Here is a 23,194-nt window from a genome sequence, read left to right as displayed (position 1 = left end):
CAGGGGCAATAATTGGTAGGGAATACAGGATGAAATTCTCAAACCTGTCGATCCAGAAGAAGCTGGTTATCGGCGCAGGTGTGTTGTTCGCGGCGTCGATGTGCGCCATCGTCTTCGGTGGCACGACGCTGATGTATGGCACGGCGGGCAGCGAGGCCGAGTCGCGGGCACGGGCATTGCTGGGGCAGTATAGCCAACTGGCCTCCGGCCAGATGGGCGGCATCATCTCGCTGGCGCGTGGCGTGACGGCCTCCGTCGAAGGGCTTATCGAAGGCCCGGTGGATCGCGATCAACTGGGCCGGCTGATGACGGCCGCGACCGCGTCTCGCCCGGCGCTGGCCGGCATGACACTGGCCTTCGAGCCCAATGGCCTTGACGGCAATGATGCCGGTTTCATCGGCCACGCCTATTCCGACGCCACCGGGCGCTTCGTGCCCTACTTCACCAACCAGGATGGCAAGGTGGTGGTGCAGCAACTGGACATGTCGTCCGGTAACGAGAATTGGTACGATCTGCCGATGGCCGAGGATCGCTCGGTGCTGACTCCGCCCTATTCCTACGCCATCAATGGCGTCGATGTGCTGATGACCACGATCAGCATCCCGGTCCGTAAGGCGGGCAAGCCGGTGGGCATCGTCACCGCCGATCTCGGCCTCAATACGATTGCCGGCGTGATCGGCCAGCTCCGGCCGTTCGACGTTGGCAACGTGTCGTTAGTCAGCGGGGACGGACAATGGGTCGCCAGCCCCGATCCCAAGCTGGTCGGTACCAAGGTGGCGCCGGAAGTGGCCGGTGCGTTGCTGGATCCGGGCCTGCTGCAGAAGGGTCTCTACTATTATGACGCCAATGGCGTGCAGCAGTTCGTCATCGCGACACAGCTGACCTTCGATGGCGTGCCCGACCAGTGGACCATGCTGATGGACGTGCCGGCGGCAACGATCTTTGCCGGCGTCGACCAGATGCGCAACCTGGCCCTCGGCGCCGCAGCCGCGCTGCTGGCCGTGGTGCTGGGGCTGGTGTGGTTCGGCGCCGGCGTGCTGGCCAAGCCCATCCGCAAGATGACGGGCATCATGGATGGCCTGGCTGAAGGCGAATACGATGTCTTCGTGCCCTATAGCGAAAATCGCGACGAAATCGGTGCCATGGCGCGGGCGGTGGAAGTGTTCCGCCAGAACGGGCTCAAGGTCAGCCAGATGACCGAAGCCGAGGCGGCACGCATCATTGCCGAGGAACAGAGCCGCCGCGCCATGATGTCGGACCTGCAGGGCGCCTTTGGCCAGGTGGTCGATGCGGCGATTGCCGGGGATTTCAGCAGGCGGGTCGAGACCGAGTTCCCCGATCCCGAGCTGAACGGCCTCGCCAGCAGTGTCAACAGCCTCGTCGCCACGGTGGATCGCGGGCTCGACGAAACCGGCCGCGTGTTGACGGCGCTGGCCAATACCGACCTGACCATGCGCATGGACGGCAATTACCAGGGCGCCTTTGCCCGCCTCAAGGCCGATACCAATGCGGTGGGCGACAAGCTGACCGAAGTGGTGACGCAGCTGCGCTCGACCTCGCGCACGCTGAAGACCGCGACGGGGGAAATCCTCTCGGGCGCCAACGATCTTTCCGAGCGTACCACCAAACAGGCGGCGACCATCGAGGAGACCTCGGCGGCCATGGAGCAGCTTGCCTCGACCGTGCTGCAGAATGCGCAGCGCGCCAAGGAAGCCAGCGTCAATGCGGCCGAGGTGACCCGCACCGCCGAAGAGGGCGGGCAGGTCATGCAGAAGGCTAATGAGGCGATGACGGCAATCGAAGCCAGCTCGGGCAAGATTTCCAACATTATCGGGCTGATCGACGATATCGCCTTCCAGACCAATCTCCTGGCCCTCAACGCTTCGGTGGAAGCGGCGCGGGCCGGCGATGCTGGCAAGGGCTTCGCCGTGGTGGCCGTCGAAGTGCGGCGGCTGGCCCAATCGGCGGCCAGCGCCTCGGCCGACGTCAAGGTGCTGATCGAGCAGTCGGCCGGCGAAGTGGGACTCGGTTCGCGTCTCGTTTCTGACGCCGCGGCACGGCTGGCGGCCATGCTGGATGCGGCGCGGGCCAGCAACCAGCTGATGGACGGCATCGCAAGGGAAAGCCGCGAACAGGCTTCGGCTATCGAGGAGGTCAATATCGCCGTTCGCACCATGGACGAGATGACCCAGCACAATGCGGCCTTGGTGGAAGAAACCAATGCCGCCATCGAGCAGACCGAAGCGCAGGCCAGCGCCCTCGACGAGATCGTGGCCGTGTTCAATACCGGCAGCGAGCGGGCCGCGCCGGCACGCGTCCCGGCGTCCCCTGCGCCGGCCGCGCGCCCGGCCCATGTCCGGAAAGCGGCGCAGGCCTATCTCAGCCAGGGCAATGCCGCCATCTCGGCCGACTGGAACGAGTTCTAGGCCGATCTCCAAGGCGGGTTCCCGGTTTGGCCGGGAGCCCGCATGACGGCGCCGTGACGCGCCCGGAAGGGCTTCCTTAACCATACCGTTCCTATGGTTTAAGCGCGTCATGACCGCGGAAGAGGAGCTGCGGGCATGCCTTGTCAAAGGCAGCAGTGCCACAACTCCGGAAGTTTCCTCGATGACGACCCAGCTCAAACTAGCCTTCAAGCTGCCGGCCATGGTGGTGGCGATCGCGCTTGTCACCGGAGCCAGCCTGGCGCTGGCCGCTTATGTCGCCAGCAGCGCCATCGTCGAAAATCAGGCCGAGCAGCGGCTTACCGCGGCGGCGGCCAATGCGCGCTCGGCACTCGATGCCTATCTCAGCGAAGTGGCCGAAGACCTGACGCTGTTTGCCGGGCGGTCGGAAATCGCGGCCGATATCGACCTGTTCTCGGGCGCGATGCGTTCACTGAAGGGGCAGGGTGACCCCACCGAACTGCTGCAGGGCGCCTATATCACGCAGAATCCCAATCCGGCGGGCGAGCGGATCAGGCTCGATACGTCCGACAAGCTGCCGGTCTATGACCTGCATCACCGGAACCTCCATGCCGATTTCCGCGACCTGCTGGAGAAGCGCGGCTATTACGACATCTTCCTGTTCGATACCGACTTCAACAATGTCTATACCGTGTTCAAGGAAGCCGATTTCGCCACCAATTTTGCCGAGGGCGGCGGGCCGTGGGCCGATAGCGACCTGGGCAAGGTGGTGCGGTCAGCCATGGCCGGGGAGGAGGGGCAGGTGTTCCTCTCCGATTTCGCCCCCTATGGCCCGAGCGCCGGGGCGCCGGCCAGCTTCATTGCTGCGCCGGTCTATGACCAGGGCTTCCTGATCGGCGTCCTGGCCTTCCAGATGCCGACCGGCCGCATCGGCGACGTGCTGGACCGCACGAAGGGGCTCGGCCAGAGCGGGGAGACCTACCTCGTCGGCCAGGATGGGCTGGTGCGCAACGATTCGCCCAAGACCGAGGGCAATGACGTGCTGGCGCTGTCGTTGCAGGGCGATGCCGTCAGTGCCGCCCTGACGGGTACGGCCGCGATGGGCACGCTGTCCCATCACGACGGGGCGGCCTATGCGGCAGCCAGCGAGCCGCTGACCTTTGGCGGCGTCGACTGGGCTGTGGTGGCGCTGGAAAGCGAGGCCGATATTTCAGCGCCGTCAGTCGGGCTGCGCAATACCATGCTCATTATCGGGCTGGTGCTGCTGGCGCTGGCCGCGGTGGTGAGCATCCTCATTGCCCGAACCATCACGCGGCCGATTTCACGCCTCACCGGTGCCATGGCCGAGATTGCCGGTGACAAGCTGGATATCGCGGTGCCTGGCCTCGAGCGCGCCGACGAACTGGGCTACATGGCCGAGGCCGTGGATGTGTTCCGCAGCAACGGCATCAAGATGCGCGACCTGCGGGCCGCCGAGCTCGACATGAGCGAGGAGCGCGCCAGCCGGGTCAGTGTTATCCAGGCGCTGCAGCAGGATATCGGCGCGGTGGTCGGCGCGGCCATCGACGGCGACTTCTCCCGCCGCGTCGGCACCGAGCTCAACGATCCCGAACTTCGCCGCCTGGCGCAGGACGTTAACGACCTGGTGGAAACGGTCGACCGCGGACTGACCGAAACCGGCAGCGTGCTGGCGTCGCTGGCCCGAGCCGACCTGACCCACCGCATGACGGGCGACTACAAGGGTGCCTTCGCCCAGCTCAAGCAGGACACCAATGGCGTAGCCGAGCAACTCGGCGAGATCGTTACCCAGCTGAGCGGCACGTCGGGCGCGCTCAAGACGGCAACCGGGGAAATCCTCTCCGGCGCCAATGACCTCAGCGAGCGCACGACGCGGCAGGCGGCGACTATCGAGCAAACCAGTGCCGCCATCGAGCAGCTCAGCCGCACCGTGGTCGATAATGCGGCCCAGGCCGATGCGGCGAGCCACGAGGCCCGCGCGGTTTCGACGGAAGCCGAGGCCAGCGGGGCGGTGATGGGCGAGGCGACCGGCGCGATGGACCGCATCACCCAATCGTCGGCCAAGATTTCCAACATTATCGGCTTGATCGACGATATTGCCTTCCAGACCAACCTGCTCGCCCTCAATGCTTCGGTGGAAGCGGCGCGGGCTGGGGAAGCAGGCGCAGGCTTTGCCGTGGTGGCGGTGGAAGTGCGGCGGCTGGCGCAGTCCGCGGCCAGCGCCTCGGCCGATGTCAAGGCGCTGATCGAGCAGTCGGCCGACGAGGTCAAGGGTGGCACGCGCCTCGTGGCCAATGCGGCCGAGCGGCTGGTGGCGGTGCAGGAGGCCATCCGCGCCAATGCCGGCATGCTGGATAGCATCGCCAGGGCGAGCCGCGAACAGGCTGCTTCGATCGACGAGGTCAATGTGGCGGTGCGCCAGCTCGACGAAATGACCCAGCACAATGCGGCGTTGGTGGAAGAGACCAATGCCGCCATCGAGCAGACAGAGGCGCAGGCCAACGAACTCGATCGCGTCATCGGCGTCTTTACGGTCGGAGGCGCGGCCAAGGCGGCGTCGGAGCGTGAAAGCGGCGCGCGCGGCATGCTGCAGGGGCTCAAAGCCGCGGCGGGCGCCTATCTGGGGCGCGGATAGCGCCGGGGCAGGTTTTCAAATACAATCGAACTGCATGAAAATGGGCGCCGGGCAGGCGCCCATTTTCTTTCGACCGGGATCGTGTTGGCCTTCCATTAACCTTTCGCGGGCAGCTTCAGTAGCGGACGCAGATCAACAGCATTGTCACTGGTGGGGACCGGTGGTGACAGATGAACGATCGGCCATGCACCAAACAGCGATAAGATTGCGATCGTCAGCACTCCGGCCCCTCGGGGCTGACGGATTCCGGCATGGTTTTCGGGCAATTGCGTAGGCGGCTACGCAGAACCCGCAAGCAGCGTCAGAACCCCCATTTATCCAGATTTCCATAATATTGCACGAGCGCCGCAATGCGGCAGGGGCAGGGGCTGGAGGGCCTTTCTCGATGGGATTATTCGCACGAAACAGCAGTGAAGACCGGGCCAAGGTCGAAGCCATCATGCGCAGCCAGGCGGTGATCGAGTTCGACCTCGAGGGCACCATCATCACCGCCAACGAAAACTTTCTTGCGGCGCTCGGTTACGAGCTTGGCGAAATCGTGGGCAAGAACCACCGTATGTTCGTTGATCCTGAGGAGGGGCTGGCGCCTGGCTACAAGCAGTTCTGGGCCGATCTTGCCGCCGGCAGGTTCCAGGCGGCGGCCTATCGGCGCATCGGCAAGGGTGGCCGCGAAATCTGGATCCAGGCGAGCTACAATCCGGTCTTCGACAAGGCCGGCAAGCCGATCCGGGTGATCAAGTTCGCCACCGACATTACGGCACAGAAGAACCAGGCAGCCGACCACGAAGCCCAGATCGCCGCCATCGGCCGTGCGCAGGCGGTTATCGAATTCGGCCTCGATGGCACGATACGCGAGGCCAATGAGAACTTTCTTGCCACGCTGGGCTACCGGCTCGATGAAATCATGGGCAAGCATCATCGTATGTTCTGCGATCCTGCCTACGCGGCCGGGCCGGACTATGCCCGGTTCTGGGAACGGCTGCGAGCCGGCGAATATATCGCCGCCGAGTTCCAGCGCTTCGGCAAGGGCGGCAAGGAAATCTGGATCCAGGCTTCGTATAATCCGATCCTCGATGCGCAGCGCAGGCCGGTCAAGGTGATCAAGTTCGCCACCGACATCACCGAGCGCAAGCGGGCGGAAGGCATCATCGCCGACCTGACAGCGAGCCTCGCCAAGATGGCCGAGGGCGATCTTACGGGGCGTATCGATACCCAGTTCACCGGCCAGTACGAACAATTGCGCCTGGCCTTCAACCAGTCGCTCGGCAGGCTGTTCGATATCGTCACCGGCCTGCAGAAGACGTCGCGCTCGCTCAAGACCGCGACCAGCGAGATTCTGTCGGGCGCCAACGATCTTTCCGAGCGCACGACCAAGCAGGCGGCGACCATCGAGGAGACGTCGGCCTCGGTGGAGCAGCTTTCGACGGCGGTGCAGGAAAATGCGACGCGTGCCGCCACGGCCAGCCAGAAGGCGCAGGCCGTCTCGACCAGCGCCACCGAAGGCGGCGCCGTGATGAACGAGGCCAATGCAGCCATGGCGGCGATCGAGACCAGTTCGGGCAAGATTTCCAATATTATCGGGCTGATCGACGACATCGCCTTCCAGACCAACCTGCTGGCGCTCAATGCCTCGGTGGAAGCGGCGCGGGCCGGCGATGCCGGCAAGGGCTTTGCCGTGGTAGCGGTGGAAGTGCGGCGGCTGGCGCAGTCGGCGGCGCAGGCTTCGAGCGAAGTGAAAGTGCTGATCGAAGCCAGCGCCAGCGAGGTCAGGAATGGCTCGCGCCTGGTGGGACAGGCCGCCGAAAAGCTGCTCGCCATTCTCAGCGGGGCGCAGGAAAGCTCGACGCTGATCGATTCCATCGCCCAGGCCAATAGCGAGCAGGCCGAGGCGCTGGACGAGGTATCGGTCGCTGTGCGGCAAATGGACGAGATGACCCAGCACAATGCGGCGCTGGTGGAGGAGACCAATGCCGCCATCGAGCAGACCGAGGCGCAGGCCAGCGAGCTCGACCGCATTGTCGAGGTGTTCAAGATGGACGGCGGGGCTCCGGCGCCGGTGCGTCCACAGGCCCGGCCCACCCCGTCATTTCGGACCGTGGGCAATGCCGCCATCGCCCCGGACTGGAACGAGTTCTAGGAAAGCTGCTCCTGACTCTCTTTGTCAGGAGCGCGTGCGAAAAGGCATCTGCGTAAAATCGGGTGCCTGCCATGCTCACCTCCGCCGTCGACCCCGTCTATTCCAGCGAGTTCGCCGCGCTCATCGCGCCCCTGCCGGCGCCGGTGGCTGAACTCACGGCGCGTCTAGTGGCGCTGGTCGCGGCGCATCCGGGGCTATCGGGCAAGGTGATGAGCGGCTGGCGCTCGGTCAATTTCCGTCATGCCGATGCCGGCCATGTCTGCTCGGTCTTTCCGCAGGAGGGCCGGGTGTCGCTCTATTTCGAACATGGGCGGTTGCTTGAACATGGCGATGGCCTGCTTGAAGGCGAGGGGCTCAAGAAGGGGCGCTATCTGCGTCTCGTGCCCGGCGACGACATTCCGGTCGACCCCATCGGCATCCTGCTCAGCGAGGCCATTGCCCTGTTTGCCTGAAGCATGCATGTAGTTTTCCTGCATTTGGAGGGCAGCATGGCGCGGATTGGCCTGGTGGCACATGACGACAAGAAAGACGATCTCTGCGTCTGGGCCGAGCATCACAAGCACAAGCTCACCCAGCATGAATTGTGGGGCACGGGCACGACCGGCAGCCGCGTCATGGCGGCGACCGGCTTGCCGGTAACCCTGCTCAAGAGTGGTCCGCTGGGCGGAGACCAGCAACTGGGCGCGATGATCGCCGAGGGCAAGCTCGACGTGCTGATCTTCTTCATAGATCCGATGACGGCGCAGCCGCATGATGTCGACGTCAAGGCACTGACCCGGCTGGCGACGCTTTACGATGTGCCCTGCGCCAACAACAAATCCACAGCAGACGCGGTGCTCGCCTACCTTTGACTGGTTGGTCAAGGTTGACCCTTGCGTTACCTTATGAGCAGATGCCCCAAAATCGCCTGGATTGAACCGGGCTTCGTGGCATTGGGAAAACGGGACGGGCTTAGTGTCCTCTGACTTGGTTATCGACGTTCGCAACGTCAGCAAACGCTTTGGCGGATTGACCGCCGTGAACAACTGCTCGCTGTCGGTGCGACGCGGCTCGGTGACCGGGCTGATCGGGCCGAACGGGGCGGGCAAATCCACTTTGTTCAACATCGTCGCCGGCAATATCGTGCCCGATGAAGGGCAGGTGATTTTCGACGGTACCGACGTCACCGGTTTCAAGCCGCATCAGCTGTTCCGCACCGGTATGTTGCGCACCTTCCAGATCGCGCATGAATTCTCCAACATGACGGCGCTGGAAAACCTGATGATGGTGCCGGGCGACCAGCCGGGCGAATATCTTGGCAATGCCTGGTTCCGCCCTGGTCTTTCCAAATCGCGCGAGACCGAGGTGCGCAAGAAGGCGCTCGATGTCATCGACTTCCTCAAGCTCGGCCATGTGCGCAACGAATTGGCGGGGAACCTGTCAGGCGGGCAAAAGAAGCTGCTCGAACTGGGCCGTACCATGATGGTCGATGCCAAGGTGGTGCTGCTCGACGAGGTGGCGGCTGGCGTCAACAAGACGCTGCTCAACGACCTTGCCGCCAATATCGAGCGGATGAACCGCGAGCTGGGCTATACGTTCTTCGTCATCGAGCATGACATGGACCTGATCGGACGGCTGTGCGATCCGGTGATCGTCATGGCGCAGGGCGAGAAGATCGCCGAGGGGCCGATGGCGGAAATCCGCGCCAATCCGGCTATCGTCGAAGCCTATTTCGGCACTCCGGTCGAGGTAGCGTAAATGCCCCTTATCGAACTCAAGCATGTCGTCGGTGGCTATGGCGGCGCTCCTATTCTCAATGGCGTCAACATGGCCATCGAGCAGAGTGATATCGGCGTCATCGTCGGCCCGAACGGGGCCGGCAAGTCGACGACGCTCAAGGCCATTTTCGGCCTCCTCAAGGTGACTGGTGGTACCATCGAGTTCGCCGGCAAGGATGTTGCCAATTCGCTGCCCGATGCGTTGGTGCCGATGGGACTCAGCTTCGTGCCGCAGGAAAAGAACGTCTTCACCTCGATGACCGTCGAGGAGAATCTCGAAATGGGCGCCTTCACGAGGCGCGACGATTTCAGGGGTACCATGGACTGGGTCTACCAGATGTTTCCGGTGCTGGCGGAAAAGCGCCGCCAGCCGGCGGGCGAACTTTCGGGCGGGCAGCGGCAGATGGTGGCCATGGGCCGGGCGCTGATGAGCAAGCCCAGGCTGTTGATGCTCGATGAGCCTTCGGCCGGCTTGTCGCCGCGCTATGTAATCGAGATTTTCGAGACGATCGTGCGCGTCAACAAGGAAGGCGTGGGCATCCTCATGGTCGAGCAGAATGCGCGGCAGGCGCTGGCCTTTGCCTCCAGAGGCTTCGTGCTCGCCAGCGGCCAGAACCGCTTCACCGGCACGGGCGCCGAGCTCATCGCCGATCCCGAAGTCGCCAAAAGCTTTTTGGGAGGCTGATGATGCAACGGACCGGCCTGTCCAACCTACCATGTCATTCCCGCGCAAGCGGGAATCTCCCTTTCTGCCGTGCCCATCACAGGGAGATTCCCGCTTGCGCGGGAATGACGCTGTGGTGCGGAGACGTGCCGTGCGTCGGTGAGGTCTCCGCATGACCGAACTCGTTTTCTTCATCAACCAGGTCGTCATATCGGGCGCGGTGCTGGGCTGCATCTATGCGCTGGGCGCGGTCGGCATCACGTTGATTTTCGGCATCCTGCGCTTTGCCCATTTTGCCCATTCCGAACTCATGACCTCCGGCGCCTTCTTTGCGTTCCTGCTTGCAGCCCTGTTTGCCAGCTGGGGCGTCGTGACGCCGATCCCGCTGGGTTTCGTGGTGCTGCCCATCGCCATGGTGATGTCGGCTATTTTGGCGCTGGGCATCGACAAGGGCTTTTATGCCCCACTACGCAAGCGCGGTGCCAAGCCGGTCATCCTGCTCATCGCCTCGATCGGGGTGACGCTGATGGTGCAGGGGCTGATCCGCCTGTTCTTCGGCGCCGGCTCCTGGTCGTTCTTCGAGACCGAGACCAAGGAAATCTTCCGCATCGACACCAGTGCGATCGGCTCGACCCGGCCGCTGGTGATTACCGAGCCGCAATTGCTGATGATCGTCGTGACCATCATCTCGGTGCTGGCGCTGCATTTCTTCCTGACGCGTTCGCGGCTGGGCAAGGCGATGCGCGCCATGGCCGACAATGCCGATCTGGCGCAGGTCTCCGGCATCAATACGGCGCTGGTGGTGCGGGTGACCTGGATCGTGGCTGGGGCGCTGGCCTGCATGGCCGGCACCATGCTGGCGCTCGACGTGACGCTGAAGCCGGACCTGGCCTTCAACATCATCATCCCCATCTTCGCGGCGGCCATTGTCGGTGGCCTGGGCCAGGCCTATGGCGCCATTGCCGGGGGCCTGCTGATCGGCTTTGCCGAGTCGCTGGCGGTGTTCAACTGGACCATGGTGCTGCGGCCGCTCAACGCCATCCTGCCCGAATGGATGCAGTTGCCGGCGACGCTGGCGCTGGTGCCGACCGAATACAAGCTCACCGTGGCTTTCGTCATTCTCGTGGTGGTGCTGCTGGTGCGACCGACGGGCATCTTCAAAGGAGCTTCGTCATGATCCGGCGTTCGCTCACGCTGTTTGCCGGCCTGTTCGTGCTGATCCTGGTGATCGGCTGGTTCATGGGCTTGCCCTTCACATCGTCGCGGCTCGTCGAAGCCGCCGCCTATAGCCTGATCGCGCTGGGGCTCAATATCCAGTGGGGCTATGGCGGGCTGTTCAATTTCGGCATCATGGGCTTCCTGATGCTGGGCGGCTTTGCCGTCACCTTCATGTCCTATCCGGTCAATCCGGCTTTCTGGGACTCTGACGGGCCTTGGATGCTGGGGCGGGCGCTGATCGCCTTCGCGGCCGGGGCGCTGCTGGTCATCGGCGCGCGCAAGAGCGACAGGCTGGGTATTCGCGGCGGCTGGAAGACCTTTGTCACCGTGCTGGCTTGGTTCGTCGCCTATTGCATCTATCGCAGCCAGCTCGATCCTGCCGCGGCCTATATCGAGGCCAATGCCGGCTTTGTCGGCGGGCTGGGCGCCCATCCGGTGGTGGGATGGCTGTTCGGCGGTGTGCTGGCGGCCGTGATCGCCTTTATCGTCGGCAAGATCGCGCTGGGCCTGCGCACCGATTATCTCGCCATCGCCACGATCGGCATTTCCGAGATCATCCGGGCGCTGATCAAGAACATGGACTGGCTGACTCGCGGCACGCTGACCGTGTCGCCGATCCCGTGGCCGACGCCGCTGCCGCAGGACTACCAGGCTGGCGGCTCGGACATGGTTTCCTCGCTCCTGTTGGCGCGCGGTGGCTTCCTGCTGCTGGCCCTTGCCGTACTGGGCATCGCCATCTGGCTGATTTCGCGGGCCTATGCCGGCCCCTGGGGCCGCATGATGCGGGCCATCCGCGACAACCATATCGCCTCGGCCTCGATGGGCAAGAACGTCACGGCACGCCAGCTCGAAATCTTCGTCTTTGGCTCGGTGCTGATGGGCATTGGCGGGGCCATGCTAGTGAGCTTCACGCAAATCTTCGATCCCAGCAGCTACCAGCCGATCAATCATACATTCCTTATCTGGGTGATGATCATCGTCGGTGGCGCCGGCAACAATTGGGGCGCGGTGTTCGGCGCGGTGCTGATCTGGCTGGTCTGGGTGGTCAGCGAGCCCCTGGCCAAGGTCATCTTCGACTTCGCCAGCACCTGGTCGACCCATATCGGCTGGGGCGCCATTCCCGACATCGAGTCCCGCTCGGCGCAGATGCGCGTCTTCGTACTGGGGCTGGTGATTACCATTGCGCTCCGGTTTGCCCCCAAGGGGCTGATACCGGAAGTGGTGCGGCGGGACGCCTGAGGTCAAGCCCCACGCTTGCGGGCGTGTAGCCAGAGCCAGCGTGTCGGTCGGTTGTCGTAGCCCGAGCCATCGTTCTCGGTGATGTCGATGGTGGCCCAATCGGCCGCGTCGGTCATATGGGCCCGCAGCGCGCCGGCATCGGGGTAGTTGTAGTAGCGCCCCAAGGCGTCGCGGCCCTCGCCGCCGCCGGCCTTGAAGCTGGCGGCAAAATGCCCGTCGGGGCGTAGCGCCCGGTAGATGCGGGCGAAGTCGTCGGTCAGCTCGTGGCGCGGCGCATGCAGCAGGCAGGCGCAGGCCCAGACGCCGTCATAGGCCGCGGTTTCGTCAAGCTCGTCAAAGGCCATGATCCGCACCGGGATGCCAAGCCGTGCCTCGGCCTTTGCGGCCAGTTCGGGCGAAGCATCGGATGGCGTCACGGCAAAGCCCGATGCCAGCATGGCGGCGGCGTCGCGGCCATTGCCCGTTCCCAGTTCGAGCACCGTGCCGCCAGGCGGCAGGTGCGCCAGGAAGGTGGCGAGTTGCGGGGTCGCAGCGGTAGCGTGCCGCACGTAGGCTGCGGCATTGTCGGCGTAGAATTTGAGCGTTTCGCGATCGGGCATCGGCTCTCCCCAACGAAAAGGCCCGGGATCGCTCCCGGGCCTTCGATAGCTCAGTCCAATCCGTTTTACTGGATCACGCCCTTTTCGACGAAGGCGCCGCCTTCGACGGCCAGTTCCATGATGATGCCGTCCACGTCGCCGACTTCGTCGAAGTCGAGCGGGCCGCCGGCGCCTTCATAGTTGATGTCGGTGCCGGCCTTGATCAGCTCGACGGCCTTGCTCCACTCGCCCGGCAGGATGGTTTCGCCCGGAGCCGAAGCGACATCGCGCAGCGCGGCCGAGAGGCCGTCACGCGAAGCCGAGCCGTTCTTCTCGATGGCCAGAGCCAGCAGGAAGGCGGCGTCGTAAGCCTGCGGCGCATAGGTCGCGTTGGCTTCGATGCCGGCAGCGGTGGCCAGGTCGTTATAGGTGGTGGTGGCAATGCCTTCCGGAGCGCCGGCGCGGGTGGCGATCAGGCCTTCCACGGCAGCGGCGTCGATGCCCGAGAGCAGGTCGTCACCGACCATGCCGTCACCGCCGACATAAAGCGTGAAGTTGCCGGATTCGACGGCCTGGCGCAGGATCGTGTTGCCCGAGGCATTGGCGTAGGCAAGGATCACCAGGTTCTGCGAAGCGACTAGGTTACCCAGCTCGGCGCGGTAGTCGGCCTTGCCTTCTTCATGGGCGACGTTGGCGGCAACGGTGCCGCCGCCGGCGGTGTAGGCAGCGCTGAGGGCGTCGGCGAAGCCTTTGCCGTAGTCGTTGTTGACATAGGTGATGGCGATGTCCTTGACGCCCTTGGCGAGCAGCAGCTCGGCCAGCTTGACGCCCTGGAGCGCGTCCGACGGGGTGGTGCGGTAGACGAGATCGTTGTCTTCAAGTGTGGTCAGGGCCGGGGCCGAAGAGGCCGGCGAGACGAAGACCACATTGCCGCTCAGGCCGGAGCCGTTGAAGGCGCCGATGGTTTCGCCGGTGCACAGGCCGCCGACGACAGCCACGGCATTGTCGGTGTTGATGATCTTGTCGGCAGCGGTGGCGCCGCCGGTGGCATCGCAGGCACTATCGGCCGAGATCATGGTCAGCTCGCCGCCCAGGATGCCGCCCTGCTCGTTGACCTGCTTCACGACCAGCTCGGCGCCGGCGAAGATCGGCGGGGTCAGGGATTCGATCGGGCCGGTGAAGCCGCCGATGAACCCGATGGTGGCGCCGGTATCCTGGGCGATGGCGGGCGCGGCGACGGCGAGCGTCGAAGCGGCAACGGCCAGTGCCAGGGTGTTCTTGAGATTGCGCATGTACGTCCCTCTGCTTGGGTCGCTCCGCCGAGAGGCCCTGTGCCGGGCCAGTCTTCCGTACGAAACGACGCGATAAAGGGGGCGCAACCCGCGCCCCGCTGAAAGCGACTGTTGCACATTTGATAAGCGGGAGTCACCGGGTATTGATTGGCAAATCAGCTTGCTGCTGCTGTTGCTTAACGGGCGGGTTTTTGCATGGAGTGGAAGCCTGATGAGGGAGTGGCGGCCATGATGGCAAAGCTATTGGGCAAGGTGGTGGTCCTGGTGTTGGCCCTGCTGGCGACGGGACCCGCTTTTGCCCAGATCACCGTGCTTGACCAGGCCCAGGATGCGGCGCCCCAGGAGGCCGTCGCGCCGCCCCCGCCCTGCGGCACCCAGCCGCTCAGCATCGCCCGGATGAGCTGGCCTTCGGCCGAACTGCTGGCCGAAATCCATGCCCTCGTCCTCAAGCGCGAATTCGGCTGCGAGACGCGGGTCACGCCGGGGGATCTGGCGGCTACTGGGTCGTCGATGGGGTCGACCGGGCAGCCAGCGGTGGCGCCCGAAATGTGGGTCACTCGCATTGCCGATGTGTGGAATGCCGGCATCGAGGCACAGATGCTGCGACCGGCGGCGCCCACCTATGTCGAGGCGCAGCTGGAAGGCTGGTTCATGCCCGACTATGTGGCGCTGGGCCACCCCGAACTGACCGGCGCGGCGGGCATAGCGGCGGCGGCGCCGAGCCTCAATGGCGGGACCAAGGTGCGGTTCATTTCGTGTCCGGCCGATTGGGCCTGCGCGCTGATCAACCGCAATCTGGTGCGGGCGCTGGGCCTTACGGGTATGCTGGAGGTGGTGGAGCCGGCCAACCGGTTCGAAATGGATACGTTGATCGCCGAGGCGGTGAGCCGCAAGGAGCCGTTCCTGTTCTACTACTGGCAACCCAATGCGGTGCTGGCGCAGTTCAACTTCGTGGCGCTCGACATGGGCGCCTATGATGAGGACGCTGCCAAATGCCTGGCGCGGCTGGCCTGCCCCACGCCTGTTGCCAGCGCCTTTTCCAGCGAAACGGTGGTGGTGGCGCTGGCCGAATGGGTCTTTACCGACATTCCCGCCATCGCGGCCTATTTCCAGCGCAGCAGCCTGCCGCTCAAGGAAATGAATGTGCTGCTGGCCCAGCTCAACGAACCGGGCGCGACCGTCGAGGGCGTTGCCGAGCGCTTCGTTGCCGAGCGCAAGGATATCTGGGGCACATGGCTGTCCTCGATCGCGCCCTAGACGGTTGAAAACAGGGCGAATTCGCGGCTAAATCAAGGCCGAGAATATTTTTTTGCTTGTCGCTTAATTTTCCAGTGCCACGGCGCCTCTTAGATGAGCAAGTTTTTCTAGATTGCTAGTTGTACACAAGTCCGCTCTAGTTCATCCGGCAAATTTAGATTGCCAAAAAGAACAGTTTTGCAGCAAGTAATCGTCGATTTGACATGGCTGTATTGCTGCATCTATGGTCCGTCATCACATAAAACCAGGAGACGACCTGATGATATTGAAGTCCGGTGGCATTGCCGCCGCGATGGCCGTTGCGCTTTTGTCCGCGATGAGCCTCAACGCCACTGCCCAGGAAACCGACGCCGCCGCCTGCGGTACCGATAGAACCATCGATATTGCCGAGATGACCTGGCCATCAGCGGCCGCCTTGGCCCATATTCACGCCACCATCCTCGAGGCCGGCTTCGGCTGTGACGTCGAGATCGTGACCGGCGATACCGTTCCCACCTCCTCCTCCATGCTGACGCGCGGCACGCCCGCCGTGGCGCCGGAGCTGTGGACCAGCGCCATCGAAGAACCCTGGGCACAAGGCGTTGCCGCGGGCGACGTGGTGGCCCTGTCCGATGCCATTACGGACGGAACGGTCGAGGGCTGGTTCATACCCCGCTATGTGCAGGAAGCCCATCCCGAATTGACCACGGCCGAAGCGGTGATCGCACGGCCGGACCTGTTTGCCGATCCGGAAGAGCCCGAACAGGGCCGTCTCTATTCCTGCCCGCCGGGCTGGGCCTGCGAGCTGTCCACCTCGGCGCTGTTCGAGGCCTTCGACATGGAAGACACCTGGAACCTGTTCTCGCCCGGTTCGGGCGGCGCGCTGGACGCATCGATTGCCCGCGCTTTCACCCGCGAAGAGCCGATCCTGTTCTACTATTGGGGGCCGACGGCTATCCTGGGCAAGTATGACGCGGTGCAGCTCGATCTGGGTGAAGCCAAGCCGGAAGTCTATGTCTGCAATACGGATCCGGATTGCGACAAGCCGGCCGGCGTGACGGCCTATCCGTCCTCCCCCGCCATCGTCGGTGCAGCCGCCTGGCTGCAGGAAGAAGCGCCAGCAGTGGCCGAGTATTTCTCCAAGGTGGGTCTCACCAATGCCGAGATCAGCGAATTGCTGGTCTATGGCGACGAGAACCAGGCCGACGCTGCCGCGACCGCAGAAAACTTCCTCAAGACGAAGGAAGATCTGTGGACCGGCTGGGTCTCGCCCGAAGTGGCCGAAAAGGTCAAGGCAAGCCTTAGCTGATCGTTGCCTCACAGCGAAAAGCCGATGCGGCCGGGTTTCGACCCGGCCGTTTTCCGCGTGATGCCCGAAGGCGAGCCATTCGGCGACCGCTTTCCGGCATCACGCGCCAAGCGCGAAGAAGAGAACAAGCGTGTTTCCAGAACTGATTGATACCCGCCCGCTGCGCCGCGCCATCGATGATGGCCTCAACTGGGTCGTGCGCAACTGGAGCGATGAATTCGAAGCGGCGGCCTATCCGCTGCTGATGCTGCTCAAGGCCATCGAAGACCTGCTGATCGCCACCCCCTGGTGGCTGATCATGGCCGTGCTGGTGGGCATTGCCTGGCTGGCGACGCGCAGCTGGAAGCTGCCGGCCATGGTGCTGGTGTCGCTGCTGTTCCTGGGGGTGATGGACCTGTGGGAAGACGCGATGACTACCATGGCGCTGATGATCGCCGCGACCATCACCGCCATTGTCGTGTCCATTCCAGTCGGGGTGTGGATGAGCCGTTCGCTCCATGTGCGCAAAGTCGTCACGCCCGTCCTCGACCTGATGCAGACGCTGCCCAGCTTCGTCTATCTGATCCCCACGGTGATGATTTTCGGGCCCGGCAAGATTCCGGCGCTGATCGCCACCATCGTCTATGCCGCGCCGCCGCTGGTGCGGCTGACCGACCTGGGTCTGCGCTCGGTCGATCCGGCGGTGATGGAAGCCAGCCGGGCCTTCGGCACCAACCCGCGGCAAAGGCTGTTCGGCGTGCAAATCCCCCTGGCGCTGCCGACCATCCTGGCCGGCATCAACCAGACCACGATGATGGCGCTGGCCATGGTGGTCATCGCCTCGATGATCGGGGCAGGCGGGCTCGGCTACCAGGTGCTGCAGGGCATCGGGCGGCTCGAAGTCAGCCGCGGGCTGTTTGCCGGCCTGGGCATTGTCGTGCTCGCCATCATTTTCGACCGCATCACCCAATCCTTCGGCAGGCAGTTGCAGGGGCGGATCGGCCTGGCGGAGGTGCGCTGACATGAACGCGATCGATACTCATACCGACCTCGCCATCGCCATGCGCGGCGTGACCAAGATTTTCGGTGACGATCCGGAGACGGCGCTGGCGCTGCTGCAATCGGGCCGGTCCAAATCCGACGTGCAGGCCGAGACCGGTCATGTCGTCGGGCTCGACAATGTTTCGCTGGATGTCGCCAAGGGGCAGATATTCGTGGTCATGGGCCTGTCGGGCTCGGGCAAGTCGACGCTGATCCGGCATGTCAACCGGCTGATCGAGCCGACGGCAGGCGAGATCGTGGTCAATGGCAGCGATGTGCTCAAGATGAGCCTGGACCAGTTGCGCCTCTATCGCCGGACGCAGGTGGCCATGGTGTTCCAGAAATTTGGACTGCTGCCGCATCGGTCGGTTATCGACAATGTCGCCTATGGCCTCGAAGTGCGCGGCGTGGGCAAGGCCGAGCGGCTCAAGGAAGCGGCCAAATGGATCGAGATCGTCGGTCTTTCCGGCTACGAGCAGTCGCGGCCGCGCCAGCTTTCGGGCGGGCAACAGCAGCGCGTCGGGCTGGCGCGGGCATTGACGCTCGACACCGAGATCATTCTCATGGACGAGGCCTTTTCGGCACTCGATCCCCTGATCCGCTCGGGCATGCAGGACCAGTTGATCGAGCTGCAGAAATCGCTGGGCAAGACCATCCTGTTCATCACCCATGATTTCGATGAAGCACTCAAGATCGGCCACCGCATCGCCGTGCTGAGGGATGGTGCGGTGCAGCAGATAGGCAAGCCCGAGGATATCGTGTTGCGGCCGGCCAATGAGCATATCGAGGAGTTCGTGCGCGACGTGAACAAGGCGCGGGCCATCCATGTGCGCTCGATCATGGAGGTCGGCGAGCACGAGCCATGCGCGCAATCGGTGCCGCGTGATGCCCGCTGCGAGGATGTGTTGCCGCTATTTGCCGAGCACCAATGGGTCGGGGTGGTGGACGAGAACGGGCGGCAAATCGGCAGGATCACCGCCAAGCAGGTGATCAAGGCCCTGGCCCGCCATACGCCAGGGGTAGGCTGACAGCTTCATGACAGGTAGGCTTTAGTCATAGTTGCGTCGGGCGTGGCCGCACGGATATAAGGGGCCGGGGAAGCCTCGATGTGGCAGCGGGAGTAGTGACTTGGATTTGAAGCGGATCAACGATCGCGTCAGTGTTTCGGGACAGATTCGGCCCGAGGATGTCGCCGCGCTCAAAGCCGCCGGTTTCGTCGCCATCATCAACAATCGCCCGGATGGGGAATCGCCCGACCAGCCGGACAGCGCCACTATCGAAGCGGCCGCCAAGGCCGCGGGCCTCGACTATTATGCCATCCCGCTCGGCCGTGAGGGGGTTTCCCCCGACATGGTCGAAAAGACCAAATCCGTGCTCGAGGGGAGCGCGGGTCCGGTCTTCTGCTTCTGTCGTTCGGGAACACGCTCCACTACCCTGTGGGCGCTGAGCCAGGCGGGGGAGATGGAGGCAAGCGAAATCATTCGTGAGGCGGCCGAGGCCGGCTACGACATGAGTCACCTCGCAGGCCATCTCAGCCGCACATAGACTTTCTATTCGACGGTTGGACGGGCAACCGTCGCCAGCCGCCCGCATACCCTGAGCCGGACCCGTCAGGGTCCATAACCCCTCCTGCTCGGACGGACATACATGCCCATCAAGAAAATCCTCGTCGCCAACCGCAGCGAAATCGCGATTCGCGTATTCCGCGCCGCCAATGAGCTGGGGCTCAAGACGGTGGCCGCCTATGCCGAAGAAGACAAGCTGGCGCTGCACCGCTTCAAGGCCGACGAGGCATACCTGATCGGCAAGGGCAAGGGCCCGGTCGAGGCGTATCTGCAGATCGACGAATATATCCGCATCGCCCGCATCTCGGGCGCCGATGCCATCCATCCGGGCTACGGCCTGCTTTCGGAAAGCCCGGAATTCGTCGATGCCTGCGAGGATGCCGGCATCATCTTCATTGGGCCGCGGGCGCAGACCATGCGCGACCTGGGCAACAAGGTTGCCGCGCGCAACATGGCGATTGCGTCCAATGTGCCGGTCGTGCCGGCGACCGAGGCGCTGCCTGATGATCCTGCCGAGATCAAGAAACTAGCCGCCGAGATCGGCTATCCGCTGATGCTCAAGGCGAGCTGGGGCGGCGGCGGGCGCGGCATGCGTCGCATCATGGACGAATCGACCCTGATCGCGGAAGTCTCGGAAGGCAAGCGCGAAGCCAAGGCTGCCTTCGGCAAAGACGAGATGTATCTCGAAAAGCTGATCGAGCGGGCCCGCCATGTCGAGGTACAGTTGATCGGTGACGATCATGGCAACCTGGTCCACCTCTATGAGCGCGACTGCTCCGTGCAAAGGCGCAACCAGAAGGTCGTCGAGCGCGCCCCGGCGCCTTACCTCAGCGACGCTGTGCGCAAGGAATTGACGGATGCCGCCGTCCGTCTCGGCAATGCCGCCAGCTATCGTGGCGCCGGCACGGTCGAATTCCTCATGGATGCCGACACCGACAAGTTCTACTTCATCGAGGTCAATCCGCGCATCCAGGTGGAGCATACGGTCACTGAGGAAGTGACCGGCATCGACATCGTCAAGGCGCAGATCCACCTGCTGGATGGCGCAGTGATCGGCACGCCGGAATCGGGCGTGCCGCTGCAGGAGAATATCCGGCTCAACGGCAATGCCATCCAGTGCCGGGTGACGACGGAAGATCCCGAGCAGAATTTTATCCCCGACTATGGCCGTATCACCGCCTATCGCGGCGCCACCGGTTTCGGCGTGCGGCTGGATGGCGGCACGGCCTATGCCGGGGCGGTCATCACCCGGTTCTACGATCCGCTGCTGGAAAAGGTCACCTGCTGGGCGCCATCGGCCGAGGAAGCCATCGCCCGCATGCATCGCGCCTTGCGCGAATTCCGCATTCGCGGCGTGGCCACCAACCTGGCCTTCCTCGAAAACATCATCACCCATCCTGACTTTGTCGAGAACCGCTATACGACGCGGTTCATCGATACGACCCCGGAACTGTTCAACTTCAAGCCGCGCAAGGATCGCGCGACCAAGCTGCTGAGCTATATCGCCGACGTGACGGTCAACGGGCACCCCGAAGTGCGCGACCGGCCGAAGCCGCCCGCGGAAGCCGCGGCGCCGGTGGTGCCGGAATTCCCGGCTCTCGCCGCGGTCGAGGGCAGCCGGCAGATTCTCGATCGTGATGGCCCGGCGGCTTTGGCCCGGTGGATGAAGAGCCAAAAGCGGGTGCTGTTCACCGATACGACGATGCGAGATGCGCATCAGAGCCTGCTGGCTACCCGCATGCGATCCTACGATATTACCAGGATTGCCCAGGCCTATTCTCGCGGCCTGCCTGCACTTTTCTCGCTGGAATGCTGGGGCGGGGCGACGTTCGATGTGTCGATGCGCTTCCTCAACGAGGATCCGTGGGAGCGATTGGCCAAGGTGCGCGAAGGTGCGCCCAATATCCTGACCCAGATGCTGCTGCGCGGCAGCAATGGCGTCGGCTACACCAATTATGCCGACAATGTCGTCAAGTTCTTCGTCAGGCAGGCGGCGGCCGGCGGGGTCGATGTGTTCCGGGTGTTCGATTGCCTCAACTGGGTCGAGAACATGCGGGTGTCGCTCGATGCCGTGATCGAGGAGGGCAAGGTCGCCGAGGGCGTGATCTGCTATACGGGCGATCTGTTCGATCCCGACCGCTCCAAATACGACCTCAAATATTATGTCGGGCTGGCCAAGGAGCTCGAAAAGGCCGGTGCGCATGTGCTGGGCCTCAAGGACATGGCGGGGCTGCTCAAGCCGGCCGCGGCCAGGAAGCTCATTGCGACGCTGAAGCAGGAAATCGACCTGCCGATCCACCTCCACACCCACGACACGTCAGGCGCGGCGTCGGCCACGGTGCTGGCGGCGGTGGAAGCCGGTGTGGATGCGATTGACGCGGCCATGGATGCGCTTTCCGGCACGACCAGCCAGCCGACCCTGGGCTCGATCGTCGCCGCGCTGGCCGGCGGCGAGCGCGATCCGGGGCTCGATGCCAAGGCGATCCGCCAGATTTCGTTTTATTGGGAAGCGGTGCGCACGCAATATCGCGCCTTCGAGAGCGACCTCAAGGGTGGCGCTTCGGAAGTGTACCTGCATGAAATGCCGGGCGGCCAGTTCACCAATCTCAAGGAACAGGCGCGCTCGCTGGGGCTCGAAACGCGCTGGCACGAGGTCGCCCAGACCTATGCCGACGTCAACCAGATGTTCGGCGATATCGTCAAGGTGACACCATCGTCCAAGGTGGTGGGCGACATGGCCCTGGCCATGGTCTCGGCCGGGCTCAAGCGGGCCGACGTGGAAAATCCAGACAAGGATATCGCCTTTCCAGACTCGGTGGTCGGGTTCTTTGCCGGCGACCTCGGCCAGCCGCCGGGCGGCTTCCCCAAGGCGCTGCAGAAGAAGGTGCTCAAGGGCAAGACGCCGCTGACCGAGCGGCCGGGCTCCTATCTCAAGCCTGTCGATCTCGAAGCCGAGCGCAAGAAGATCGCCGGCGAGGTAGGTCACGAGATCGACGACCTGCGGCTCGCCTCGTACCTGATGTATCCCAAGGTCTATTCGGATTTCGAAAAGACCCAGGATCGCTACGGCCCGACCGAAGTGCTGCCAACCCCGGTCTATTTCTACGGCCTCGAAGAGGGCGATGAACTGCTGGTCGATATCGAGAAGGGCAAGACGCTGGTCGTCAACTATCTCGGCCGCGCCCCGACCAATGAAAAGGGCGAGGTGCGGGTATTCTTCGATCTCAATGGCCAGCCGCGCACCATCCTGGTGCCCGATCGCCTCAAGGTCGGCGAGGTCAAGGTGCGGGCCAAGGCGGTGCCCGGCGACTCCAAACAGGTCGGCGCACCAATGCCGGGCGTCATCTCGACGCTGGCCGTCAAGGAAGGCCAGCATGTGACATCAGGCGACGTGCTGTGTTCCATTGAAGCCATGAAGATGGAAACGGCGCTGCATGCCGAGATAGACGGGGTGATCGCCGAGCTTTTCATCAAGCCGGGCGACCAGATCGACGCCAAGGATTTGCTGGTCAGATTCGAATAACAAAGGCCCGGAGTGATCCGGGCCTCTTCTCTTGGCAAAGTTATGCTGCGATTGGTCCCGGATCGTCTCCGGGCAGGGGATTGGTCACCTGCAGCACCTTGAGGCGCTGTGTCGTGCCGTCGGGGTCGAGCCAGGTCATGATATGGCCTGGCCTTAGTCCGAGCAGGGCTGCCCCATGGACGGACGTGACCGTGAGCCGATAGGCGCCGGCGGCCTCGTCGTTCTCCGGGATGACGAGCTTGACGATGCGTTCGTCGCCCGGCATCGGCCTGTAGTGCACGATGCTGCCGATGCGCACGACATCGTGGGGCAGCAGGGCATCCCGCACGATCTGGGCGCGATCCAGCTCATAGAGCAGGAAATCGGTGCGCTCGGCATCGGCGCCGATATTGGTCAATGCCGTGGCCGTCAGCAGGCGGTGTTCGCTTTCACCCACCAGTATCTGGGGCGATTGGCCCCAATCGGACAAGGAAATCGTGGTCATTGGCGCTCTTGCCTCCTGGTTGGCGTGGCGGCATCGGCACCTGATCCGCCCTCGAAGTGGGTGAAAAGACGTTCAGGTCCGGACGACCGGCCGTCATAGGGCCGGTGGCACCAG

At 63.8% G+C, this 23,194-nt stretch carries 18 protein-coding genes; 15 read left to right on the top strand and 3 right to left on the bottom strand.

The window, feature by feature from the left end; genetic code table 11:
• Nucleotides 1–29 precede the first annotated feature (29 nt).
• The 9 genes from ASD04_RS14610 (at nt 30) to ASD04_RS14570 (ending at nt 12,073) form a co-directional block, all read left to right on the top strand.
• Complete coding sequence (locus tag ASD04_RS14610; protein ID WP_056258370.1) at nt 30–2,426, top strand: methyl-accepting chemotaxis protein; 2,397 nt, start codon at nt 30–32, stop codon at nt 2,424–2,426.
• Nucleotides 2,427–2,607: 181 nt separating this feature from the next.
• Nucleotides 2,608–5,058, top strand: a complete 2,451-nt coding sequence (locus ASD04_RS19900) for a methyl-accepting chemotaxis protein (protein WP_056258367.1) — start codon at nt 2,608–2,610, stop codon at nt 5,056–5,058.
• 385 nt (nt 5,059–5,443) lie between these two features.
• Nucleotides 5,444–7,195 carry a methyl-accepting chemotaxis protein gene (locus ASD04_RS14600; RefSeq protein WP_056258365.1) on the top strand — a complete coding sequence of 584 codons (1,752 nt, stop codon included), beginning with the start codon at nt 5,444–5,446 and terminating at the stop codon, nt 7,193–7,195.
• A gap of 71 nt (nt 7,196–7,266) precedes the next feature.
• The gene (locus ASD04_RS14595) at nt 7,267–7,647 is read left to right on the top strand and encodes a DUF1801 domain-containing protein (RefSeq protein ID WP_056258362.1); all 381 of its coding nucleotides are present in this window, start codon (nt 7,267–7,269) and stop codon (nt 7,645–7,647) included.
• 36 nt (nt 7,648–7,683) lie between these two features.
• Nucleotides 7,684–8,046 carry a methylglyoxal synthase gene (locus tag ASD04_RS14590; RefSeq protein ID WP_056258361.1) on the top strand — a complete coding sequence of 121 codons (363 nt, stop codon included), beginning with the start codon at nt 7,684–7,686 and terminating at the stop codon, nt 8,044–8,046.
• A gap of 103 nt (nt 8,047–8,149) precedes the next feature.
• Nucleotides 8,150–8,932: an ABC transporter ATP-binding protein gene (locus ASD04_RS14585; protein ID WP_056258358.1), complete on the top strand. Its 783-nt coding sequence runs from the start codon at nt 8,150–8,152 to the stop codon at nt 8,930–8,932.
• The gene (locus tag ASD04_RS14580; protein ID WP_056258354.1) at nt 8,933–9,637 is read left to right on the top strand and encodes an ABC transporter ATP-binding protein; all 705 of its coding nucleotides are present in this window, start codon (nt 8,933–8,935) and stop codon (nt 9,635–9,637) included.
• 151 nt (nt 9,638–9,788) lie between these two features.
• The gene (locus ASD04_RS14575; protein ID WP_056258352.1) at nt 9,789–10,793 is read left to right on the top strand and encodes a branched-chain amino acid ABC transporter permease; all 1,005 of its coding nucleotides are present in this window, start codon (nt 9,789–9,791) and stop codon (nt 10,791–10,793) included.
• A complete protein-coding gene (locus ASD04_RS14570) occupies nt 10,790–12,073 on the top strand; it encodes a branched-chain amino acid ABC transporter permease (RefSeq protein ID WP_056258350.1) in 1,284 nt (427 codons plus the stop codon). The genes ASD04_RS14575 and ASD04_RS14570 overlap by 4 nt, the downstream gene beginning before the upstream one ends.
• A 2-nt stretch (nt 12,074–12,075) precedes the next feature.
• Here ASD04_RS14570 and ASD04_RS14565 read toward each other — a convergent pair whose 3' ends face one another.
• On the bottom strand, nt 12,076–12,672 hold the full coding sequence (locus ASD04_RS14565; RefSeq protein ID WP_056258348.1) for a class I SAM-dependent methyltransferase: 597 nt from the start codon (nt 12,670–12,672) through the stop codon (nt 12,076–12,078).
• A 65-nt stretch (nt 12,673–12,737) separates the two neighbouring features.
• Complete coding sequence (locus tag ASD04_RS14560; RefSeq protein WP_056258345.1) at nt 12,738–13,943, bottom strand: ABC transporter substrate-binding protein; 1,206 nt, start codon at nt 13,941–13,943, stop codon at nt 12,738–12,740.
• A 228-nt stretch (nt 13,944–14,171) separates the two neighbouring features.
• Between ASD04_RS14560 and ASD04_RS14555 the strand changes: the two genes are divergently transcribed.
• The 6 genes from ASD04_RS14555 (at nt 14,172) to pyc (ending at nt 22,596) form a co-directional block, all read left to right on the top strand.
• The gene (locus ASD04_RS14555) at nt 14,172–15,200 is read left to right on the top strand and encodes a glycine betaine ABC transporter substrate-binding protein (RefSeq protein ID WP_056258342.1); all 1,029 of its coding nucleotides are present in this window, start codon (nt 14,172–14,174) and stop codon (nt 15,198–15,200) included.
• A 259-nt stretch (nt 15,201–15,459) separates the two neighbouring features.
• Nucleotides 15,460–16,488, top strand: a complete 1,029-nt coding sequence (locus tag ASD04_RS14550) for an ABC transporter substrate-binding protein (protein WP_056258339.1) — start codon at nt 15,460–15,462, stop codon at nt 16,486–16,488.
• Nucleotides 16,489–16,618: 130 nt separating this feature from the next.
• Complete coding sequence (locus ASD04_RS14545; protein WP_056258337.1) at nt 16,619–17,488, top strand: proline/glycine betaine ABC transporter permease; 870 nt, start codon at nt 16,619–16,621, stop codon at nt 17,486–17,488.
• Between the two features lies 1 nt (nt 17,489).
• Nucleotides 17,490–18,536 carry a betaine/proline/choline family ABC transporter ATP-binding protein gene (locus ASD04_RS14540; RefSeq protein WP_056258335.1) on the top strand — a complete coding sequence of 349 codons (1,047 nt, stop codon included), beginning with the start codon at nt 17,490–17,492 and terminating at the stop codon, nt 18,534–18,536.
• 100 nt (nt 18,537–18,636) lie between these two features.
• The gene (locus tag ASD04_RS14535; protein WP_056258333.1) at nt 18,637–19,053 is read left to right on the top strand and encodes a TIGR01244 family sulfur transferase; all 417 of its coding nucleotides are present in this window, start codon (nt 18,637–18,639) and stop codon (nt 19,051–19,053) included.
• Nucleotides 19,054–19,155: 102 nt separating this feature from the next.
• Nucleotides 19,156–22,596, top strand: coding sequence for a pyruvate carboxylase (pyc, locus tag ASD04_RS14530; RefSeq protein WP_056258330.1), 3,441 nt, complete (start codon nt 19,156–19,158; stop codon nt 22,594–22,596).
• 40 nt (nt 22,597–22,636) lie between these two features.
• Here the strand turns inward: pyc and ASD04_RS14525 are convergent, their stop codons facing one another.
• On the bottom strand, nt 22,637–23,080 hold the full coding sequence (locus ASD04_RS14525) for a GreA/GreB family elongation factor (RefSeq protein WP_056258327.1): 444 nt from the start codon (nt 23,078–23,080) through the stop codon (nt 22,637–22,639).
• Between the last annotated feature and the right edge of the window lie 114 nt (nt 23,081–23,194).

It is taken from the genome of Devosia sp. Root436, from assembly GCF_001426345.1.
Taxonomy (GTDB): Bacteria; Pseudomonadota; Alphaproteobacteria; order Rhizobiales; family Devosiaceae; genus Devosia.
This window is presented reverse-complemented; position numbering and strand designations above follow the sequence as displayed.